Genomic DNA, 21613 nt, shown 5'->3' on the forward strand with positions numbered 1-21613 from the left:
TCTTGACTCCTCCGCGCGTTCGCGGGACGCTTTGTGTTATAACAAATGACGCAAGGGAGCGGGGGATGCCGGCCAATCGTCCGACGCTGGACGAACGCCTCGAGATGCATAGGCGCATGCTGGTCACGCGCCGGATCGAGGAACGCCTCGGCGAGATGCACAAGGCCGGGCAGACGCGCGGCCCGATCCACCGCTGCGACGGGCAGGAGGCGGTGGGCGTCGGCGCGACCGCGGCGCTGGAGCAGCGCGACTATGTGACGACCACCCATCGCGGACACGCAGTCTATATCGGCAAGGGGCTCGACCCCCGCCGCGTGGTAGCAGAGATCTTCGGGCGCGAGACCGGCTATGGCGCGGGCCGGGCGGGCCACATGCTGGTCGCGGACGCGAGCCGGGGCATGATCGGCGGCAATGCGATCGTCGGCGGCTCGATCCCGGCGGCGACGGGCATGGCGCTCTCGATCCAGATCCTGCGGGAGGAGCGGGTGGCGATGGCCGTCTTCGGCGACGGCGCTGCGCAGACCGGCATCTGCCACGAGTCCATGAACATGGCGGGCTTGTGGAAGCTGCCGGTGATCTTCCTGCTGGAGCACAACGAGTACGGCCTGACCGTCCACCACACGGCGCAATCGGCGGTGCCCGAGCTGCACGTGCGGGCGGCGGGCTATGGCATGCCGGGGGTGCAGGTCGACGGCAACGACGCGGTTGCGGTCTTCCAGGCGGTGGCGGACGCGCGGGCACGCGCGCTCCGCGGCGAGGGGCCGACGCTGATCGAAGCTCGGACCTATCGCGTCGAGGGGTTCTCGACCTCCGACATGGGCGGCTACCAGCGGCAGGAGGACATCGACCGCTGGAAGGCGCGCGATCCGCTTCTCGTCTCCCGCGCGGTCCTCGGGGAGGAGGCCGACGCCGCCCGCATCGCCGCGGTCGAGAAGGACGCCGAGGAGACGGTGGCCGCGGCGTTCGAGGCTGCGCTCTCCGACCCCTTGCCGGAGTTCGCGCCCCATGCGCCCAGCGCGCCCTATGCCAATGCCGGGGGAGGGTGCTGACATGGCCATCATGCGCTATGCCGAGGCCCTCAACGCCGCCCTGCGCGAGGAGATGGAGCGCGACCCGACGGTCTTCGTCTTTGGCGAGGACATCGCGACCTATGGCGGCGTGTTCAAGGTGACGGCGGGCCTGGCGGAGGCGTTCGGCGACCGGGTGCGCGACACGCCCATCTCGGAGCAGGCGCTGACGGCGATGGCGGTCACCGCCGCCATGACCGGGACGAAGCCGGTGCTGGAGATCATGTACGCCGACTTCATGCCGCTGACGCTCGACGCGCTGATCAACCAGGCATCGATCTACAACTACATCTGGGATGGGCAGGTCACGATGCCCTTCGTCCTGCGCACGCAGGGCGGCGGCGGCGTGGGTACGGGCGCACAGCACGCCAAATCGCTCGACAGTCTCGTCGCGCACATCCCCGGCATCAAGGTCGTGGCCCCGGTCACGCCGGCGGACGCGAAGGGCCTGCTGCTCGCCGCGATCCGCGATCCACACCCCGTCGTCGTGCTGGAGCACAAGCTGCTCTACAACACGCGCGGCGAGGTGCCGGACGACCAGGGGCCGGTCGAGATCGGGCGCGCCCGCACGGTGCACGAGGGGAGCGACGTTTCGATCTTCGCCACCTCCCGCATGGTGCTGGAAGCCGAGAAGGCAGCGGACGCGCTGGCGGGCGACGGCATTTCGGCGGAGGTGATCGATCTGCGCACGCTGCGCCCCCTCGACCTCGGCGCGATCACGGCGTCGGTCGCCAAGACCAACCACGCGGTCGTCGTGAACGAGGACTGGGGCTTCTGCGGCTATGCGGCGGAACTGTCGGCGACGATCATGGACCATGCGTTCGACGATCTGGATGCCCCCGTCGAGCGGGTGGCGGCGCTCGACATGCCGATCCCCTATTCCCAGCCGCTGGAGGAGGTCGTCATCCCCAATGCCGACCGGATCGCGGCGGCCGCGCGCCGCGCGCTGGCCTGAGGGGCGGGGATGGCGACGCCGATCACCATCGGGGCGGCTGGCGGCGAATATATGGAGTCCGTCGTGGTCGTCGAATGGCGCGTGAAGCCAGGCGACACGGTCAAGGCGGGCGAGGTGGTCGCGGTCGTCGAGACGGCGAAGGCCGCGACCGAGGTGACGGCGCCCTGCGACGGCACGATGGGCCGGATCCTGGCCGAGGAAGGTGCGGAGGTCGGTGTCAAGGATCCCATCGGCCTGATCGGCGAGGGCGAACTGGATACGCCGCCCGCGCAGGCGCCAGGCGTCACGCTACCGGCAGAAAAGGCGGTACCTGCCGCGCCTGCAGTCCCGCGCAAGGCGGGCCGCGTTGTGGCGAGCCCCGTCGCCCGCAAGGTCGCGGCGCGGGAGGGGGTGGACCTCGAAGCACTCGCGGGAACGGGACCGCGCGGCCGGATCAAGCGCCGCGACGTGGAGGCCGCCCTGCGTGCGGGCGGCGCGGGGTCCGGGGCGGCGTCCTTCGCGGAAGAAGCAGGCCCCCTGGCCGTCACGCGCGGCGGCGGCGGAGAAGGCGCGCCCATCCTGCTGATCCACGGATTTGCGAGCGACGCGATGGTCTGGCGCGCGGTGGAACGGGCGCTCGGCAAGGTCCGGCCCGTCATCCGCGTGGAACTTCCCTGCCACGGCCAATCGCCGAAGCGGCGGATCGGCAGTTTCCGGGAGCTTGCGCGCGCGGTGACGGAGGCGGTCGACGCGCTCGACGCCGGGCCGGTGCACCTCGTCGGGCATTCGCTGGGGGGCGCGGTCGCGCTGGCGCTGGCCGATACGCGCCCGCAGGTTGTCCGTTCCCTCATGTTGCTCGCGCCCGCGGGGCTGGGGCCGGAGATGGAGGGGACGATCACCGCCGGGCTCTGCCGGGCCACTCGCGTGGAAAGCCTTGCGCCCTGGCTGAAGCGCCTCGTCGGCGACCCTGCCATCGTGACGGAGAAGTACGCCGCCGCCGCCATGCAGGCGCGCGCGGACGCGAGGCTCCGCGCGGCGCAGACGGCGCTTGCCGGGGTTCTCTTCCCCGACGGGACGCAGGCGATGGACCTGACGGCTGCGCTCTCTCGCACTGCGGTGCCTGCGCGGATCGTCTGGGGCAAGGCGGATGCGCTGCTGCCGTGGCGGCACGCAATCGCAGCCCCCGGCACGGTCGGGCTGCACCTGCTCGAGGGCATCGGGCACATGCCGCATGTAGAGGCGCCGGAGACGGTCGCCCGCATCCTTCAAGACCTCATCGCCGCCGCCGAAAGCGGCGGGCCACGCTGACGGACAGGGAGCCGGAGACCATGCGTGACCTCGCCGGAAAACGGGTGCTCGTCACGGGCGCGAAGCAGGGGATCGGGTTCGCCATCGCCGAACGCTTCCGCGACGAGGGCGCGCGCCTCTGCCTGTTCGGCCGCAGCGGCATGGACGCGGCGCTGGCCCGCCTCGGCGCGGCGGACGCGCTCGCGGTGACGGGGGATGTCACCTCGGAAGCAGACCTCGACACCGCGGTCGGCGAGATGATCCGCGCCTGGGGCGGCGTCGACGTGCTGGTGACGGCGGCGGGCGTCACGCACATCGCGGCCATGGACAAGCTCACGCCCGCGCAGTTCCGCGAGGTCATGGACATCAATGTCACCGGCTCCTGGCTCGCGGTGCGCGCCTGCCTGCCCGCGATGGGTGAGGGCGCATCCACCATCATGCTGGGCTCGGTCTACGGCACGGGCGGCGCGCCCGACCGGTCGGCCTATTGCGCGTCGAAGGGGGCCGTCCACAACCTTGTCCGCGCGCTGGCGATGGAGCTTGGCCCGCGCGGCATCAGGGTCAACGCGGTGGCGCCCACGGGCGTGCGCACGCCGATGGTAGAGGACCTGATCGAGCGCGGCATCTACGACCTTGCGGGGGTATCGGGGCGCGCGGCGCTGAACCGCCTCGCGACGCTTGAGGAGGTGGCGGGCGCGTGCGCCTTCCTCGCCAGCGGGGATGCGTCGATGATCAGCGGCGCAATCCTGCCCGTCGACGGCGGATGGACCGCCAACGGCTTCATCCTGGGCCGGGGGGAGCGGACATGAACGGGCGGCTGATCTTCGAGGTCGCGGGCACGCGCCATCCCATCGACGTCACCGACGCGCACGCGCCGCGCACGCTCGCCGCGCTGCGCCGCTGGCTGCCGGCGGAAATCACCATTCACTGCGCCAAGATCGCGGGCTGCCACATCTACTGGCCGACGCCCATCCTGGAGACGCTGGAGGAGGGGGCGGACATCCACTCCCTGCCGCCGGGCGCGTTCCTTTACTACCCCGACCGGCAGTACATGGAGATCACCTACGACGCCCTGCAGGCGGAGACGGCGGCGGTCAACATGCTGGGGACGTTCGCGGGCGACCTCGGCTGGCTCAGGGCCTTCGCCGACGACCAGCGCGCGCGCCACGGGCGGGAGATCTTCACGGCGCGGCTGTTCTTCGAGGGCGAGGAGACGCAGAAAGCCCCAGCACCTGCGGGGGAGGAAGCGCACGGACGGTTGAGAGCCGCGCTCGCGGCGGCGTGGGAGGCGGAGCCGCAGGAACTGCGCGACTTCCTGATGCGAACGGGCCTCAACATTCCCTTCGGGCCGGTCATCACGGCGGAAGGGGAGTTCCGGCGCACGCAGGAGTTGATGTGGCGGCTGTGGCGGAACGCGAACGGCCATGACGACGCCACGCGCGCGGCCATCGCGCGGGAAACCCTCGAACTCACGCTCGCGCGCATCGTCGGTTATTGCCACCTGGGCGAGGCAGGCGCCGCGCTGGAGGCGGGGCGCGACGCCCTGCTGGCACCGGGGGCGGACGTCACCGCCATCCTGGGCGATCTCACGATCTACTGCGGGCGCATGGGGGCATGGCTCGACCTGCACGTGCCGTGGTGGGAGTGCAACGCGCTGATGCGGCGCGCGCTCGGCCGCGACGACGCCTGAGCCAAGGGACAGGAAAGGAACGGATCCATGAAGCGGGAAAACATCGGCTCGGGCTCGCACTTCGAGGAGGCCTACGGATACAGCCGCGCGGTCGCCGTCGGCGACACGATCTATGTCGCGGGCACCATCGGCATGGACTATGGCGCGCGGCAGATGTCACCCGATCCGGCGGAGCAGACGCGCCAGTCGCTGCGCAACATCGAGGCCGCGCTCGCCCGCCTCGGCTCCTCCCTGAAGGACCTCGTGCAGATCACGACCTTCGTCGACGCGGGCGAAACCTTCGAGAAGGTGGGGCCCGTGCTGGGCGAGGTGCTGGGCGGTATCCGCCCGACCAATGCCGCACTGGTGGTGGGCTTTCCCTTCCCCGACATCAAGGTCGAGATCCAGGCCATCGCGGTCAGGGGCTGCGGCGGATGAGCGAAGCGCTCGACCAGCTCGATCCCGTGGCGCGGCCCGCGACGCTTGCCGATCAGGCGCGCGAGCAATTGCGCGCGGCGATCATGGCAGGCCGGTTCGATCCGGGCGCCAAGCTGACCATCCGGTCGGTCGCCAAGGCGCTCGACATTTCGCTGACGCCGGCGCGCGAGGCGCTCTACGGCCTGGTGTCGGAGGGTACGCTCGACCTCGGGGCGAACGGGACGGTTTTCGTCCCGGTCCTGGACGAGGCGCGGGTGCGCGAGCTTCTGGTGATCCGGCTGGCGCTCGAAGGGGCGGCGGCGCGGGAGGCGGTCAAGCACCTCAATGCGCGCGCGCTCGGCCGGATCCGGGCGCTGAACGACCGGCTCGTGGGGGCCGACGCGGCGCGCGACTACAAGGCGCTGATGCGGCTCAACTGGGAGTTTCATTTCGCGATCTACGGGCTCGCGGGGATGCCCGCGCTTGTCCGCATGATCGAGGGGTGCTGGCTGAAGACCGGCTCGTACCTCAACGTGCTCTACCCGGCTTATGGCGGCAGCGACCGCGGCGTGCAGAACCACGCCGACATCATCGCAGCCCTCGAAGCCGGGGACGGGGACCGTCTGGCGGCGGCCGTGCAGGCCGATATCGAGACGGCAAGCAACGCGCTCCTGGTCGCGATCCGGGGGCGCATGGGGGGCAGCGGGACCGGGAGGGGCTGACACCCGTCACCCGGCGGACGGGCTGCGGCGGGTCCCGTTGTCTGCAATGATGGAGCAAACGCCGGACGAAACAGGCGACCAAGGCAAACCCGAAAACGGAGGGGAGATCATGTTGGGAGCAACGAGAACAGCAACGGTGGCGGCCCTCGCCATCGCCGGCACGTTCGCCACGGCGGCGAACGCGCAGGACTACACGTTCCGGATGGCCATCATCTCGAGCGAGAACAGCGTCTACTACGAGGACATGGCCAAGCCCTTCGCCGACCTCGTGGACCAGCTGACGGACGGGCGGGTGAAGATCGAGATCCTGCCCGCGGGCACGGTCGGCTCGGTGCTGAAACTGCACGAAGCGGTGCAGGACGGCCTGATCGACATGGCGCAGACCACGCCGATCTTCCTCGGCACCGCGGATGTGGTGAACGCGATGATCGCGTCCTTCCCGACGGGACTGGGAGTCGACAGCTACCTGCCGTGGCTCTATTCCGCCGGCGGCCTGGAGCTGTGGCAGGAGCACCGGCGCGAGAAGATGGGCATGCATGCGCTCGTGAGCGCGCTTGGCCCGTCGGAGTTCTTCGCCCACGCCAACGTGCCCATCCGCAACGGCGACGACCTGCAGGGCAAGAAGTTCCGCACGCTCGGCAACTGGGCGGCCATCGTGCAGGAAAACTATGGCGCGGTGCCGACGGTCGTCGCGGGCTCGGAAATCTACGGGATGCTCGAGAAGGGCGGCATCGACATGGCCGAGTACTCGATCCCGTCTGAGAACCAGAAGATCGGCTTCCAGGAAGTGGCCAAGTACATCATTTATCCGGGTATCCAGGCCCCGGCCTGGGCGTTCGAGACGGTGATGCTGTCGGAGACGTGGGACGAGCTTCCCGACGACATCAAGGCCAAGATGGAACTCGCGGCCGAGATCAACACCCACCGCAGCCTGCGCGTGATGACGGTGCGCGACCTCGACACGATGGAGGAACTCAGCAAGGGCGGGAACGAATTCGTCCGCCTCGACGACGCCTTCATGGCCGATGCCATGGAGAAATCGCGCGCCTGGGCCCTGCGCAACGCCGAGGAAGCGAAGGCCAAGGGCGACGATCTGCCGATGCGGGTCGCAACCTCGATCTTCGAGTTCCAGGACCATTGGCGCAAGAACGCGGGCTATCTCGTGCTCGATACGCCGAAGTAAGCCAGCGGCGGGGGCCGGGCGGGACATTGCGTCTCCGCCCGGCCCGCCTTGTCCATCCTGCGAAGGGAGGCGGCAGTGCGCGCGTTCATCGAGTTCCTGCTCGGCGTCGTCGACCGGCTGTCAGGCGCGCTGGCCGGCGTCGCGGTCCTGCTGACCGCCGGCATGATCGGCGCCATGCTGTACGAGGTCGTCGCCCGCTATTTCTTCGGCGCGCCGACGATCTGGTCGAACGACATTTCCTACATGCTGAACGGCGCGGTATTCATGCTGGGCGCGGCCTACACGCTGCGCCACGACGGGCACGTGCGCATCGACGTTCTGCAGCAGATGATGCCCTACCGGCTGCGCCATGGGCTGCAGGCGCTTTTCTATCTCGTCCTGTTTGCGCCGATCCTCTGGATGGTGCTGGACTTCGCCTGGACCCGCACGCTGCGCGCCTATGTCCGCGGCTCCCTGGAGACGGCAAGCGCATGGGAGCCGTTGATCTGGCCGTTCCTGACGGGACTGACGGCCGGACTGGCCGCCTTGTTCGTCCAGGTGATCGCCGAGGCGGTCCGGCACGCGCTCGCGGTCTGGGACGGTCCGCGCGACGTGCCCGCCACCGACATGCGCTGACGAGCGGGAAAGGCGACAGGCCCCGTGGAAAACGACGTTCTCGCGATCCTGATGTTCCCGGCGATGATCGGGCTGCTGCTGCTTGGCTTCCAGGTGGCATTCTCCCTGCTCGTCGTCGGCACGCTGTTCGGCTGGGTGCTCTACGATCACCGCGTCGCGATCCAGCTGTTCAACGTGATCCAGACCACCGCCTCGCAATTCCTGCTGACGGCCGTGCCGCCCTTCATTCTCATGGGCTGCATCCTTGAGCGTTCCGGCATCGCCGAGCGGCTGTTCAATGTCGTCCAGCTGTGGGTCGGGCGGCTGCCCGGGGGGCTGGCGCTCACCACCATGCTGATGGCGGCGATGATCGCGGCCACCACGGGCATCGTCGGTGCGGTCGAGGTGATGATCGGGCTGATGGCGATCCCGGCGATGCAGAGGCTCGGCTACCGCAACGACCTGATCGCAGGGACCGTGTGCGCCGGTGGCTCGCTCGGCACGATGATCCCGCCGTCGCTGGTGCTGATCGTCTATGCCTCGGTGGCGAACCTCTCGGTGGGCAAGCTCTTTGCCGCGGCGATCCTGCCCGGTGCGATTATGGTCGCGGCCTTCCTCGCCTACATCACCGTGCGCAGCATCGTCACGCCGCCCGCGACGCCGGAGCGTGAGGCCGCAGATCCGGGGCACGGCATGACGCTCGGCCGCAAGCTGTGGCTGACGCTGGTCGGACTGCTGCCCGCCGCGGGCCTGATCTTTGCGGTGCTCGGCACGATCCTGAAGGGTATCGCGACGCCGACGGAGGCCGCCTCGGTCGGCGCGCTGGGTGCGCTTGTGCTGGCCGGGTTCTATCGCAGGCTCGACCTGCCCATGCTGCGCGAGGCGTTCCTGACCACGCTGAAGCTCACCTCCATGATCCTCTTCATCGTTGTGGGCGGCTCGATGTTCTCCTCGATCTTCCGGGGCCTCGGGGGGAACGACGTGGTGCGCGCGGTCGTGGAGGCGGCGGACCTCGGCACGTTCGGCATCGTCGCATTGCTGCTCGCCATCGTGTTCGTCGCGGGGTTCATCCTTGAGTGGGTGTCGGTGCTGCTGATCTGCCTGCCGATCTTCGTGCCGATCCTCGATGCCTACGCAGTGGACCCGATCTGGTTCGCGATGCTGACCTTCATCATGCTGCAGACGTCCTACCTGACGCCGCCGATGGCACCGTCCATCTTCTATCTGAAGGGGATCGCGCCGCCTGGCATGACCACCCGGGAGATGTACGCGGGCGTCGTGCCCTTCATTGCCTGCATGCTGTTCGTGCTGGCCCTTGTCATGCTGTTCCCCGGACTGGCCACCTGGCTCCCCGGGGTATTGGTGACCGGGTTCTGAGCACGGGCAAAACCCACCGGACTTCCAGACCGGAGAAAGCGCCGATGAGCACCATCACCAATCTCGAACGCCGCCGCATCCAGGGCGAGATCGTCAAGCCGATCTACGAGGAACTGCTGGCGGAAGTGGGCCCGGAGAAGGCGCGCGAGATCCTGTCCCGCGCCGTCACCAAATCCGCCATTGCCGAGGCGCGTCAGGCCGCCGCCGCAGCAGAAGGCGGCGCGTCCATGGAGAGCTTCACCGAAAACTTCAACCGCACCTACCGCAACCGCGGGGCCGAGGCCGGCATCGAGGTCGAGGTGCTGGGCGAGGGACCTGGCCACCTGGACTTCAACGTGACCCGCTGCCGCTTCGTGGAGATGTACCGCGATCTTGGGCTGGGCGACATCGCCGACGTGCTCTCGTGCAACCGCGACGGCGTGTTCGCGGAAGCCTATGCACCGGACATCCGGCTCGACCGCGCGCAGACGATCGCCCAGGGCGCGCCCTGCTGTACCTTCCGGTACCGTCTGAAGTCAGGGGGCTGAGGACACGGGGTGCGCCGGCCGGTCAGTCCTTGCCCGTGGCCTTCCAGACGTCCGCCATCGGCAGGCCGGCAGCGATGGCGTCGGACCAGGCGTCGTCCCGCGCAGATATGCGCCGTGCTTCCCTCAGCACGTCCTCCATGCGGTCCTGCGGCACGACGACAACGCCCGTGTCGTCCCCGAAGATCAGGTCGCCGGGTCTCACCGCGACGGGTCCGATGCACACGGGTTGCTGCGTGCTCTCGATACCGACCCGGCCCTTGCCGGTCCGCATGAAGACGCCGCGGCTGAACATCGGGTAATCGAGCCCGCGCGTGCCGTCGATGTCGCGGCAGACGCCGTCGATCACCGTACCTGCAAAGCCGTTCCGGGCAGCGAATTGAGACAGAGTATCTCCCCAGACCGACATTTGCGTCCTGCCGCCATTGTCGATGACGACCACGGCGCCGGCCGGCACATCGTCCATGAAGTCGGCGAACCGGCCGAGCGCGGCCCCGGCCAACGTGTAGCGCACAGTAAAGGCGGGCCCGCACATCCTCGCTCCCGGTGTCTGTGCCCCTATGCCGTCCACCGTGCCGTGGATGCCGAGAGCATCCAGCGCGTCCGAGACGATCGGTGAACTGAGCGCCCGAAACGCCCCCATCAACTCCTGAACGCTGCCGTCATCTGTCATCCTGTGTCCCTTCCCCATGTTCCGGGCGCCGGACCGGCCTGCCACCCGCGCGAGGGATGGAGCCGGTACGGCACTCCCGGCAGGATGACAGGAAGCCGAAGCCACATTGAGCCGCAAATCGCGGAACCCCGCCATGCGCGCGCCCGGATCTCGCCGATGTGCAACATGCACCGTGCGCCAGGGACTCGTCCGGGCGCGGTGCATCGGGGGCGGCCGCGCCTTCGAGGCAGTAATCGACCTGCCGGGGGTCCGCGTGCGTCGATGTGCGCAGCCGGGATTCGGTGCGAATATTGACTTGCGTCATAAAACAAATTCGCTAATCAAATTATGAGTTTTCGAATATGATTTGTTTGGTGTTTTTGTTTTCCGGGTATCCGGTGCCGCTGTCTCGCGGCGCACCGGACGACCGGGCCGGGTCGGGAGCCACTGGGGGATTTTCATGACGCAGCGCAAGGGACGCATCTCGGTGATCGCGGTGGGGTGCCTCACGGCGGCGGCGGGGCTGGGCGTCCATTTCGGACCGGACGCGCGCGCGCAGGACGCGGTCCAGCCGGGCGACCCCACGGTCGGGCCGACTGTGAGCGGGTTCGAGGTCAACGGCGCCATCGACCTCTCCATCGGCTTCGACGACAACGTCTTCGCGACGCGCAACGACCGCGTGTCGGACGGGCTGGCGGTGCTGGGCTGGAGTGCGTCTGCCGAACGCGACGCGACCGGGCGCGACCTGCGCATCTACGCCAGCGGCGCGCACGCCCGCCATTTCTCCGAGAGCGACGAGAACTACGACGACGTCGCGCTCGGCACCGAGGCCGGGTTCCAGGCGGCGCCAACATGGCGGCTCTTCGGCGGGCTCTCGTTCGCGCGCGCGCACGAGAGCCGCGAGTCCCCGGACGATGCCGCGGGACAGGAGCCGACCACCTACACGGATATCGAGGCGTTCGCGGGCTCCTCGACCCAGATCGGACGAGGCAGCGTCCGCGTCGGCGCGACCTACAGCCGGCTCGACTATGACGACGTCTCGACGGCTGGCGGCGCGCCGATCGACAATGACGACCGCGACCGTCACGAGGTCACGTTCGGAGGGCGCGGGGGCTATGACCTCGGCGGCGGATACGAGATGTTCGGCCAGGCGCTTGCCGACCTGCGCATCTATGACGATGGCGCCGACGACAATGGCTTCGACCGGGATTCCCAGGGCTATGGCGTTGCCGTCGGCCTGCGCTACGACAACCGGCGCGACCTGGAACTGCAGGCGCTCGTGGGTTACCTGCACCAGACCTATGACGACGCACTGCTGGAAAACATCGGCGCGCTCGACATCGGCCTGTCCGGCACGTGGCGGCCGACCGGGCGCACCAGGGTAACGGGCGGCATCGCCCGCAGCATCGAGGAAACGACGATCAACGGTGCGTCCGGCTATGTGCTCACCAGCTACACGCTGGGGCTGGAGCAGGCAGTGCACCCGCAGATATCGCTCGACACGTCGGTGGGCTTCTACACCAACCGCTTCGTCGGCATCGCGCGGGACGACCATGTGCTGGGTCTCAGCGCTGGCGCCCGCTATTTCCCGATGAAGCACATCTTCGTCGGCACGTCCTACGAGTACCTGCAGCGGGACTCGAGCGATCCGAACGAGGATTACGACGAGAACCGCGTGTTCCTGCGCGTCGGGGCTCAGCTTGCACCGGGCTACGATCCGGCCTTCGACTATGGCGACGTGCCGGCGTTCGTGCCCGGCACCTATGCCGGCGTGCAGGTGGGTTACGGCAACCTCGGCACCGAGCTTGAGGGCCAGCGCGGTGGCGCGGGCGGTGGCGTCCCCGGCAGCCTGACAGCCGACTTCGGCGACCACGGACCCGAAGCCGGCATCTTCGCAGGCTGGGGCGTCGATGTCGGGAACTGGTACTTGGGGCTGGAAGCGGACGCTGCCCATTCGACCGCGGACTGGGATCATGCAAACCTGCCGGGCGAGCGCATCTTCGGCGTCGAGCGGGGTACCTCGGTCGGGTTCGGTCCGCGCTTCGGCTACCGGCTGGACGGCGGCAATCTCGTCTATGGCAGGTTCGGCCTGGCCTTGACGGAGTTCGGCACCGACTATGCCGCCCCCGACGGGGCCGGCGGCTATCGGACCGCGAGCGAGGATCACTGGCTTCCCGGCCTGCGCTTCGGCCTTGGAACAGAAGCGCCGGTCGGCGGGGGCGGCGGCTTCGTTCGGCTCGACTACAGCTACACGGCCTATCGCGACTACGACGTGCATTGGCTGACGCCGACGAGTCAGCTCCGGCGCGACAATTTCGCAAACGACGAGAGCCTGATGCGGCTGGGCTTCGGCTGGCGGCTGGGCGCGGCGCGCGATATCCCGGCACGGCCCGCCAGTTCCTTCGACGGCGCCTATGGCGGCGTGCTCGCAGGCCACGGCGCGCTGAACAGCGTCGAGCGGGGTGCGCGCAGCGGCGGCGCCACGACCCTGACCGCGGACCGGGGTGACACGGGCGTTGCGGGCGGTTTCTTCGGTGGCTATGGCAAGACGTTCGGCAATGTCTATGTCGGCGTCGACGCGAGCGTCGAACTGGCCGACGTGACGCGCGACAATGAACGCGATCCGAACGGGCGCGTCATCTCGACCGACCGGAGGGGAAGTGCGGGGGCAGGCGTGCGCGTCGGTTATACGCCGGACGGCAACGCGCTCTTCTACCTGCGCCTCGGCGGCACCGCGAGCGTCGTCGACACGGGCTATGAGGCTGGCGGCACGGTCTATGATCAGACGGACACGCTGACAGGCGTGAGCGTCGGCGGCGGCATCGAGATTCCCGCCTCGGACAATGCGTTCGTCCGCATGGATTACACCTACACCGACTATGGCAGCTATCGGCTTCCGCAATCGGGCGGCAACGTCGACAGCTTCGATACGGACGAGAGTATTTTCCGTGTCGGGATCGGTTTCAGGTTCTGAAAAAAGCGCATGTTTACAACGAGTTTGGAAAAGGGCGCCCAACCAAGCGCCCTTTTTTCCTTTCGTTTGCGGTAGATCAAGGTTCTTGCATGTGATTAATGGCCTTCTTATTTCTGTAAAATGAGATGACGGCCTGTCGGGAAGTGCTTCCCGGGGCCGCAAGACGGACCGCCGGGCAATCTGGCGGCCAAATCGATGGGAGCGGATATTATGCAGTCCAGCGTTTCGAAGTTTGCCCGCCTTCTGGGCAGCGTCGCGGTTGGCGCGATTGCCGCAGGCGCACTCACGGTCGTGCTTGCAACGGGCACGGCGGGCACCGCGTCTGCCGACAACCACGGCGGCAAGGGCGGGCAGGGCGGCCAGTCCGGCCAGATGGGCGCCAGCAAGGGCGGCAAGGGCGATGCCCGCGGTCACGGCCTTCGCGGCAAGAGCCTGATGGACGTGCTTGCCGAAGAGGACGAGGACAGCGACCGCCCCTCCTGGGCGGGTGTCCCCGGCCGTGACGGCAAGCCTGGACGCGGCAATCCGTCGTCCGGCGGCAAGAAGGGCGACCTGTTCGGCGACATGTACGTGCTGCTGCGTGACGATAACGGCGTTCCCATTCTCGTCGTCTGGTCGGACACGAACAATGACGGCATCCCCGACAGCTATGTCGAAAGCGCGGACGGCTTCGTCCAGCCGATCGACGCCGAGGGCAACCCCATTCCGCTCGATGCGGAAGGCGCGATCTACACAGGCTTCGAGGAGGACGCCCAGGAGGTCGAACTTGGCCGCCTGAACGTCGGCCGCTCGCCCGTGTTCGTGCTGGCGACCCGCTACGAGGAAGCGGTCAACACGCTCAACGACCCGAACGTGGCGTCGCTGTCGCTCGATCCCGTCGGCCGCATCCTGATCACCTACACCGACGGCACGACGAAGACGATCGACGCGCCGCTGGAGAACCTGGCGCTCTACCTCGAGATCATGAGCACAGGTACGCTCACCGGTGTCACGAGCACCAGCCTGTTCACCGGCGACCTCGCGAACCTCGTCGACGGAAAGCTGACGTCGGCCGACCTGCTGGATGCGGCAAGCTTCTTCGCCGCGTCCTCGGACAAGTTCGGCACGGTGGTCGAGGATACGATCATCTACATGAACCAGATCCTCGGTCTCGCGACCTACGTGGGCGACGATTACATCGACTACAAGTCGTTCACCTATGATCGCGAAACGACTTGGGGCGACGTCGAGGTCACCCTCATGCTGCCCGGCACGACCGACGGCACCTGGGTCGAGACCGACGTGAACATCTGGGAAGACTTCTTCGACGAGGCCGAAGCTTCGGGCAGCAACGTCGACGGATTTGCGACGGCCACCAACGACCTCGTCCAGGTGATCGAGTACATCCACGAGTATGCGGTCCCGGTCACCCCGACCGAGTAAGTCCGCACCCTGCGTCCGGCCGGGTCCGTTCCCCCCCTGCGCGACCCGGCCGGCGCTCCTTTCCGAAGTTTCTTCCGGAGGTTCCGCGATGCGAACCTGCATGACTTCCGTTCTGGCGCTGCTGCTTGCCGGTGCGCTCGGAACCGCGCTGCCGTCGGCGGCGTTTGCCCAGCATCAGTCGGGCGGCGGCGGCGGCCACACGACACATACCGACGACCATGACGACGCCAGCCACTCAGGCGGCCACACGTCCGGCACCGCGGGCCACAAGGGCAAGAGCGGCCGCGGAACGCCTGGCGGCGGCCATTCGGTGGAGGATCGCGTGTTCAGCAAGGGCCACAGCGATTCTGGCCGCGGCAAGGGCCCGAAATACATGGGCGGCGGCGCCGGCGGCCACGAGGATGGCGAGGACCATGACCACGAAGACGGAGACGACAGCCATTCGCACGACTGAGTGAGGATGGTGGCGGGTGAGGGGCTCACCGGGCGGTGCCGGGTTTCCGCAGCTGCCCTAGATTGGGAGAGCGACCATGAGACAACTCGATCGGCGTAGTCTTGTCGCGGGCGCTGCCGCGCTGGCGATCGGCCTGGGCGCACTGGCCCTGACGCCAATGCCGGCAGCGGCACAGCAGGGCGATCAGATTTACGGCAGCCAGCTGATGACCGAGCAGGAACGCATGGAATACCGTGAGCGCATGCGCAACGCGCGAACCCAGGAGGAGCGCGAACGTATCCGTTCCGAACATCACATGATGGTGCAGGAACGCGCCAAGCAGCGCGGCGTCGAACTTCCGCCGGAGCCACCTGCGGGCCGAGGCGGCGGCATGCAGATGCACAAGGGCGGCGGAATGGGACGGGGCGGCTAGCAAGCGGCCCGCGGTTCCGGCTGCATTACGGGTAAAGGGTCTGGCGGCGGTGGGGAGCTTTCTTCGCCGCCGTCCTGCGTCCGATGTCGCGGTTGTGCCCTGCAAGGGCGGGGGGTCAGCGGGAGCTTGCTCCGGCGACGCTCCGCGCCGTGACCGCCGTGCCGGGCGCCACGCGGTCGCCGGGATGGACGAGAACGTCCTCGCCTTCCGACAATCCGTCGCGCACTTCCGCGGAGATGCCGTCGCGGTGTCCGACCTCGACATGGCGCAGGCGGGCGACGCCGTCCTCGGCCACGAAGACCGCCCAGCGCTCCCCGTCGCGGAAGAGCGCGGTCAGCGGCACGGTCAGCGCGCGTTCGGTCTGCCACAGCACAACGCGGATTTCCACGCGGTAGCCATGCCCGAGGCGCGCCCACGACTCCGGCGGATCCGTGAGGTCGACGACCACGTTGACGCGCTGCTCCTCGATGCCCAGGGCCGAGACCTTGGTGAAGCCATAGGGCTCCACGCGCCGGACCAAGCCCGAGAGCGGCCGCGGGCCTCCCCAGTCGTCGATCACCACCTTCTGGCCGGGCTCCACCCGGATGGCATCGGAGGACAACAGGTCCGCCACGATCTCCAGGTCGCGCGGATCGCCGATCTCCACCAGCGGGTCGCCGGCCTGTACCACGCCCGCGCTTTCCCGCAACACCCGCAGGATCCGGCCCCCGACCGGCGCGACGATGGGAATGCAGACGCATCGCCCGTGCAGGATCTGCGTCTCGACCGGGGAGACGAGGCGGGCGCGTGCCTGCTCGACCTCGAACCGGCGCATCTCCAGCCGCGCCTCGGCCGTCGCGACGGCAGCCTTGCGCGTCTTGAAGGCCCGTTCCGCCTCGTCCAGCGCGCGCTGGGAGATCGTTTCGCGCCGGATCAGTTCGCGCGCACGCTCAAGCTCCGCCACGCTGAAGTCGAGTTCCGCCTTTGCCTGGTCCAGTTCCGCGCGGGCGAGTTGCAGCGCCGATTGAGCGGCCCGCAGCGCGGCATCCGCTTCGCCTTCGGAGCGCACATCCAGGAAGCCGGGGTCGGCAGGCTCGATCTGCGCCACCTCCGTCTCGTCTGCAACGACCGCGTCGCCCACGTCCAGTTCGATCCGGCGCAGGCGCCCGCCGACGGGGGCGGAGAGCACGAAGACGTCGCGCACGCGCGCCTCGCCCTCCTCGTCGATCGTGACGGTCATCGGGCCGGGTTCAACCCGGGCCAGGTCCACGGGCACGGGACGCGGCCAGAACGCGAACGCGAGGCCTCCCGCCAGCGCGAGGACCAGGATCCCCCAGATCGCGAGCCGCCGCCATTTGAGCGCCATGACGTGTCTACTCCCGGGTCTTGAGGACGGAAATCAGGTCGAGCCGGTCCAGACGCCAGCGCACAAGGTACGCGGACGCCGCCGTGGCGGCCAGACCGATGAGGACCGCCCAGCCATAGGTCGCGGGCGCCACGACGAGGGGCACGCGGAACAGTTCGGTCTCGAAGCCTGCGACGATGAGTGCGGCCAGGCCATAGCCCGCGATGCAGCCCGCCGGCAGCGCCAGAAACACGAGCACCGCCACTTCGCCCAGGAGGATATAGGCGATCTCCCCGCGCGTGAAGCCGAGCACGCGCAGCGTTGCAAGCTCGCGGCCCCGCTCCGACAGCGAGATGCGCGCACTGTTGTAGACGACCCCGAACGCCAGCGTGCAGGCGAAGACGACGAAGAAGGAGACGTAGATAAGCAGCGTGTCGCCCAGCGTCTGGTGAAAGGTCTGCACGGCGGCCTTGCGGATCGTCACGCCGGCTACCGCGGGCAGTTCCTTCAGTTCCGCATGGATCGCGGACACGTACAGGGGATCGACCAGCAGGTGCACCTGCTCGGCGCGCGGACCTTCACGCATCAGCCGGTCCAACGCGCCGATCCGCATGTAGGCAGGCGTCCCGATGAATGTTTCGATGATCGCGGTCACGGGAAGGTCGTGTACCGGGCGGCGGCCCTCGCGCACCTCCACGCGGACCAGGTCGCCCGCGTCCACGCCGAGCTTGCGCGCCAGTGTGGATGAGAGCAGCAACCCCTCCGGCGGCGGCGCAACCGCCCCGCGTTCCACATCGTACAGCAGGTTGAGGCGCGGCTCCTCCACGATGCCCTGGATCCCGCCCCGATGGGTGCGCGGACCCGCATGGAAGGTGACGGCGACGTAGCGGCCGGGCTCCGCCGCCAGGACGCCCGGCAGCCGTTCGAACGACCACACGGCAGAGCGCGGCTTGGTCTCGGCGAAACCCACCGTCATGTCTAGGCGCTGCTGCTCGTGGAAGGTGATGTCCACCATCCGGTCGATGGCGTCGAGCCATTGCATGGAGGTCACGAGCACCGCGACCGACATGCCGATCCCGGATACGGTGAGCGCCGAGCGCACCGGCCAGCGCGCGAGCTGGCGCAGGAAGATCCGCGTCGGCTGGTCGATCCAGCGTTCGAGCGCGGGTCCGTGCAGGCGCGTCTTGCGGTAGCGCGGCGGGGCAGGGGGGCGCATCGCCTCGGCTGGCGGCAGCCGGGCGGCCCTGCTCACGGCACCTAGGCTTCCCGCCAGCGCCGCTCCCAGGCTGACGACCGCGGCAATGGCGAACCCGGACGGTCCGGGGCGGAAATAGAGGAAGGGAAAGCGATAGAACTGGGCATAGACCTCGGTATTGTAGCGGCCGAGCCAGGCACCCGCCGCCCAGCCGAGCAGGATGCCGATGCCGGTCATCAGGATCACGAGTTTGGCGTAGTGCCAGCCGACCTCGAGATTGCTGTAGCCGAACGCCTTCATCAGGCCGATCTCGGCCCGCTCCGTCGCGATCAGACGGGCCAGAACCATGTGGGTCAGGAAAGCTGCAACCACCAGGAAGATCGTCGGCAGGATGCGCGCCATAGAGCGCAACTGGGCGATTTCGTTCATCAGGAACCAGTTGGACAGCTGTTCGGCACGCGCGTAGGCGCCGAGACCGCCGTAGGGTTCCAGGAGGCGGTCGAGCGCGGCGATGACCGTCGGTGTGCGTGCATCGGGCATGAGAGCCAGCGAAATCTCGTTGAAGGCGCCGTCGAGATCGAAGGCCGCCTCCAGCGCGCCGCGCCCCATCCAGAGCACGCCGAAGCGCTTCTCGTCCGGCATCAGCTGTCCGGGCCCCAGCGCATAGACGTACTCCGGCGACAGGGCGGTGCCGACGACGCGCAAGGTGCGCTTGCGCCCGTTGAGGATCGCCGCGAGCGTGTCGCCGGGCCTCAGGCCGTGCGCCTCCGCGAAGGGTTCGGCCAGCACGACCTCGTCGGAGCGGCCGGGCTCGGCGAGGCGCCCTTGCCGGACGGCCAGCCGGTTGAGGCGTGCTGCCCCCCGCTCCGGCAGGGAGACGAGCTGGCCCACAACCGGCTCGCCGAAGCCCGGTACGTCGAGGGTGGCAGTCTCGACGATGCGCGTCTCGACCGTGCGCACCCCGTCGATCTCGGCCGCCCGGACGGCGATACGTTCGGGCGCACGCGTCAAGACGGCGAAGACGTCAGCGAAGTCAAAGGCCTCGTAGTAGGCCTCCGCCGTCTCCTCCAGCGCCTCGATGGAGGTGAGCGACATGACGAGAACGGCCACGCCCGATGCTACGACCAGCGCGACCGCCAGCACCTGGCCGCGCAGGCGCGACAGGTCGCGCAGGAGTTTGCGGTCGAGCGCGCGCATCGCCGCTACCAGGACAGCGCGCGGGCGGGCTGGCGCTGCGCGTTGTGCCAGGTCTCGACGATGCGTCCGTCCGCGAAGCTCACGACCCGGTCTGCCATGCCGCCGATGGACCTGTTGTGCGTGATCAGTGCCGTCGTGGTGCCGAGCCGCCGGTTCACACTCTCGATCGCCTCCAGCACGAGGATGCCCGTCTCGCTGTCGAGCGCGCCCGTCGGCTCGTCGCACAGGAGCACGTCCGGCTGCTTGGCGATGGCGCGGGCGATGGCAACGCGCTGCTGCTCGCCGCCCGAGAGTTGCGCGGGGAAATGGTCGAGCCGCTCCTCCAGGCCGACAAGCCCTAGCGCCTCGGCCGGATCCATGGGGGCGCGCGCGATCTCGGTGACGAGAGCCACGTTCTCCCGCGCCGTCAGGCTGGGGATCAGGTTGTAGAACTGGAAGACGAAGCCGACATGGTCGCGCCGGTAGGCGGTCAGCGCCCGGTCGTCGTGTCCCTCAAGCTCCTCGCCGCGGAAGAACAGGCGGCCCTCGGTCGGCGTATCGAGCCCGCCCAGGATGTTCAGCAAGGTCGACTTGCCGCTGCCCGACGGCCCGAGCAGGACCGCAAGTTCACCTTCCGCGAGGTCGAGGTCGATGCCACGTAACGCATGAACCTCGACCTCCCCGGTCCTGTAGACCTTGGTGAGGCCCTTTGCCTGCAGGACGGTCCGCTTTTCCTCGGTGTCTGCAATGGTCATGCGGCTGCTCCGCGGCGGGCAGGGGACAGCCCGTCGAACGTCTTATTGCCGCAGACGCTGCCGGCCCGCCTTGAGCCAGATCAGCGCGCGAAGGGCACGGCGAGGCACGAAGTGCAGGGCGGCCATGTCTGCGTGGCACCGCCGAGGGGTGCACCAATCCGTTGCAAGGAAATCCCGCAGACGGCCCGGCACCTGCAATCGTGGCGGAGGAGGTGGGATTCGAACCCACGAGACCCTTCCGGGCCTGCCGGTTTTCAAGACCGGTGCCTTCAACCGCTCGGCCACTCCTCCAGCGCGCGGCCCAGATAGCACTCGCCGCCGTCCGGGTGCAATCGCCACGGCGCACCGGGCGAGGGTGCCTCGGCGCGTGGTCCGGCGGCGGATCGGAACACGTGCGCGGGGAAGGATTGCGGCGATCCGAACCTCGTGGCAGGAGTTATGTCCATGAAGATGTTTTGCGAATCACCTGTTTCAGTGCGCGCGGTGTGCGCCGCCGCGGTTCTGTGCGTCGGGCTTGGCCTTTCCATGGGCACCCCGGCACGCGCACAGGGCGGCGATTTCGGCGAATGGCTGCAGGACCTGCGCAGCGAGGCGCGGGGCGCCGGCATTTCGGAGCGTACCCTCGATGCCGCGCTTGCAGGCGTGACCCCCAACCCCCGCGTGATCGAGCTTGACCGACGGCAGTCCGAATTCACCCTGACGTTCGAGCAATACCGCTCCCGCGTTGCGCCGCAATCCCGGATCGACCGCGGGCGGCGTCTCTACGCGGAGAACAAGCCGCTGCTGGACGAGATCGCGGCGGCCTATGGCGTGCCTGCGCGCTTCATCGTCGCGCTGTGGGGCGTGGAGACCGACTTCGGACGGAATACCGGCGGTTATTCGGTGGTGCGGTCGCTGGCCACGCTGGCGCACGACGGACGCCGGTCGGACTATTTCCGCAAGGAACTTCTGAACGCGCTGCGCATCATCGACGAGGGGCATATCACGGCCGAGGCCATGATCGGCTCATGGGCCGGCGCGATGGGGCAGTCGCAGTTCATGCCGTCGAGCTTCCTCAGCCGGGCTGTCGACTGGGACCGCGACGGGCGCCGGGACATCTGGACGACTCGGGCCGACGTGTTCGCGTCGGCTGCCAATTACCTCAAGAACGCCGGATGGGACGGGCGCTACACCTGGGGGCGCGAGGTGCGCCTTCCGCGCGGCTTCGACCGTGCGCAACTGGGCCTCGATACCCGCAAGCCGCTGGAGACCTGGGCGCGTCTCGGCGTGCGCCGTGCCGACGGGGGCGTCTTGCCGGTCGCAGACATCACCGGCTCGATCATCGTGCCGGACCGCAGCGGCGGGCGCGCCTTCATCGTCTATGACAACTTCCGGTCCATCCTGCGCTGGAACCGCTCGTACTATTTTGCATTGACCGTCGGCTATCTGGCCGACCGCATTGGTGGAAACTGACCTCAGGCGCCCCGGGGGAGGGG

General features: G+C 68.6%; 20 protein-coding genes and 1 tRNA gene. 16 read left to right on the top strand and 5 right to left on the bottom strand.

Going from position 1 to position 21613, the window contains the following annotated elements:
* The first annotated feature begins 65 nt into the window (after positions 1–65).
* The 11 genes from NJQ99_RS04935 to NJQ99_RS04985 all read left to right on the top strand — a co-directional run bounded on the left by NJQ99_RS04935 (position 66) and on the right by NJQ99_RS04985 (position 9777).
* A complete protein-coding gene (locus NJQ99_RS04935; RefSeq protein WP_269331679.1) occupies positions 66–1049 on the top strand; it encodes a thiamine pyrophosphate-dependent dehydrogenase E1 component subunit alpha in 984 nt (327 codons plus the stop codon).
* 1 nt (position 1050) lies between these two features.
* A complete protein-coding gene (locus NJQ99_RS04940; RefSeq protein ID WP_269331680.1) occupies positions 1051–2022 on the top strand; it encodes an alpha-ketoacid dehydrogenase subunit beta in 972 nt (323 codons plus the stop codon).
* 9 nt (positions 2023–2031) lie between these two features.
* The gene (locus NJQ99_RS04945) at positions 2032–3309 is read left to right on the top strand and encodes an acetoin dehydrogenase dihydrolipoyllysine-residue acetyltransferase subunit (RefSeq protein ID WP_269331681.1); all 1278 of its coding nucleotides are present in this window, start codon (positions 2032–2034) and stop codon (positions 3307–3309) included.
* Positions 3310–3329: 20 nt separating this feature from the next.
* Positions 3330–4097 (top strand): SDR family NAD(P)-dependent oxidoreductase, encoded by a 768-nt coding sequence (locus NJQ99_RS04950; protein WP_269331682.1) that lies wholly within the window; start codon positions 3330–3332, stop codon positions 4095–4097.
* Positions 4094–4978 (top strand): DUF3830 family protein, encoded by an 885-nt coding sequence (locus tag NJQ99_RS04955; RefSeq protein WP_269331683.1) that lies wholly within the window; start codon positions 4094–4096, stop codon positions 4976–4978. Before NJQ99_RS04950 ends, NJQ99_RS04955 begins: the two co-directional genes overlap by 4 nt.
* 27 nt (positions 4979–5005) lie before the next feature.
* Positions 5006–5395 carry a RidA family protein gene (locus tag NJQ99_RS04960; protein ID WP_269331684.1) on the top strand — a complete coding sequence of 130 codons (390 nt, stop codon included), beginning with the start codon at positions 5006–5008 and terminating at the stop codon, positions 5393–5395.
* Positions 5392–6096, top strand: coding sequence for a GntR family transcriptional regulator (locus NJQ99_RS04965; RefSeq protein ID WP_269331685.1), 705 nt, complete (start codon positions 5392–5394; stop codon positions 6094–6096). The genes NJQ99_RS04960 and NJQ99_RS04965 overlap by 4 nt, the downstream gene beginning before the upstream one ends.
* A 136-nt stretch (positions 6097–6232) precedes the next feature.
* Positions 6233–7279, top strand: a complete 1047-nt coding sequence (dctP, locus tag NJQ99_RS04970; protein ID WP_269331686.1) for a TRAP transporter substrate-binding protein DctP — start codon at positions 6233–6235, stop codon at positions 7277–7279.
* A gap of 75 nt (positions 7280–7354) precedes the next feature.
* On the top strand, positions 7355–7894 hold the full coding sequence (locus NJQ99_RS04975; protein ID WP_269331687.1) for a TRAP transporter small permease subunit: 540 nt from the start codon (positions 7355–7357) through the stop codon (positions 7892–7894).
* Between the two features lie 24 nt (positions 7895–7918).
* Entirely contained in the window at positions 7919–9250 is a 1332-nt protein-coding gene (locus NJQ99_RS04980) for a TRAP transporter large permease (RefSeq protein WP_269331688.1), read from the top strand.
* A gap of 44 nt (positions 9251–9294) precedes the next feature.
* On the top strand, positions 9295–9777 hold the full coding sequence (locus NJQ99_RS04985) for an L-2-amino-thiazoline-4-carboxylic acid hydrolase (RefSeq protein ID WP_269331689.1): 483 nt from the start codon (positions 9295–9297) through the stop codon (positions 9775–9777).
* Positions 9778–9799: 22 nt separating this feature from the next.
* Here NJQ99_RS04985 and NJQ99_RS04990 read toward each other — a convergent pair whose 3' ends face one another.
* Positions 9800–10447 (bottom strand): RraA family protein, encoded by a 648-nt coding sequence (locus NJQ99_RS04990; RefSeq protein ID WP_269331690.1) that lies wholly within the window; start codon positions 10445–10447, stop codon positions 9800–9802.
* 439 nt (positions 10448–10886) lie between these two features.
* On the opposite strand from NJQ99_RS04990, the gene NJQ99_RS04995 reads away from it, so the two are divergent.
* The 4 genes from NJQ99_RS04995 to NJQ99_RS05010 all read left to right on the top strand — a co-directional run bounded on the left by NJQ99_RS04995 (position 10887) and on the right by NJQ99_RS05010 (position 15688).
* The gene (locus NJQ99_RS04995; RefSeq protein ID WP_269331691.1) at positions 10887–13400 is read left to right on the top strand and encodes an outer membrane beta-barrel protein; all 2514 of its coding nucleotides are present in this window, start codon (positions 10887–10889) and stop codon (positions 13398–13400) included.
* Positions 13401–13610: 210 nt separating this feature from the next.
* A complete protein-coding gene (locus tag NJQ99_RS05000; RefSeq protein ID WP_269331692.1) occupies positions 13611–14822 on the top strand; it encodes a hypothetical protein in 1212 nt (403 codons plus the stop codon).
* Positions 14823–14922: 100 nt separating this feature from the next.
* Positions 14923–15276: a hypothetical protein gene (locus NJQ99_RS05005; protein WP_269331693.1), complete on the top strand. Its 354-nt coding sequence runs from the start codon at positions 14923–14925 to the stop codon at positions 15274–15276.
* 76 nt (positions 15277–15352) lie between these two features.
* Positions 15353–15688, top strand: coding sequence for a hypothetical protein (locus tag NJQ99_RS05010; protein ID WP_269331694.1), 336 nt, complete (start codon positions 15353–15355; stop codon positions 15686–15688).
* A gap of 115 nt (positions 15689–15803) precedes the next feature.
* Here NJQ99_RS05010 and NJQ99_RS05015 read toward each other — a convergent pair whose 3' ends face one another.
* The 4 genes from NJQ99_RS05015 to NJQ99_RS05030 form a co-directional block, all read right to left on the bottom strand.
* The gene (locus NJQ99_RS05015) at positions 15804–17033 is read right to left on the bottom strand and encodes an efflux RND transporter periplasmic adaptor subunit (RefSeq protein ID WP_269331695.1); all 1230 of its coding nucleotides are present in this window, start codon (positions 17031–17033) and stop codon (positions 15804–15806) included.
* 7 nt (positions 17034–17040) lie between these two features.
* Positions 17041–19404, bottom strand: a complete 2364-nt coding sequence (locus tag NJQ99_RS05020) for an ABC transporter permease (RefSeq protein WP_269331696.1) — start codon at positions 19402–19404, stop codon at positions 17041–17043.
* Positions 19405–19409: 5 nt separating this feature from the next.
* Positions 19410–20138, bottom strand: a complete 729-nt coding sequence (locus tag NJQ99_RS05025) for an ABC transporter ATP-binding protein (RefSeq protein ID WP_269331697.1) — start codon at positions 20136–20138, stop codon at positions 19410–19412.
* Between the two features lie 201 nt (positions 20139–20339).
* A tRNA-Ser gene (locus NJQ99_RS05030) sits at positions 20340–20429 on the bottom strand.
* 153 nt (positions 20430–20582) lie between these two features.
* Between NJQ99_RS05030 and NJQ99_RS05035 the strand changes: the two genes are divergently transcribed.
* Entirely contained in the window at positions 20583–21590 is a 1008-nt protein-coding gene (locus tag NJQ99_RS05035; protein WP_331283257.1) for a lytic murein transglycosylase, read from the top strand.
* The last annotated feature ends 23 nt before the right edge of the window (positions 21591–21613 follow it).

Source organism: Futiania mangrovi (assembly GCF_024158125.1).
GTDB classification, from domain to species: domain Bacteria; phylum Pseudomonadota; class Alphaproteobacteria; order Futianiales; family Futianiaceae; genus Futiania; species Futiania mangrovi.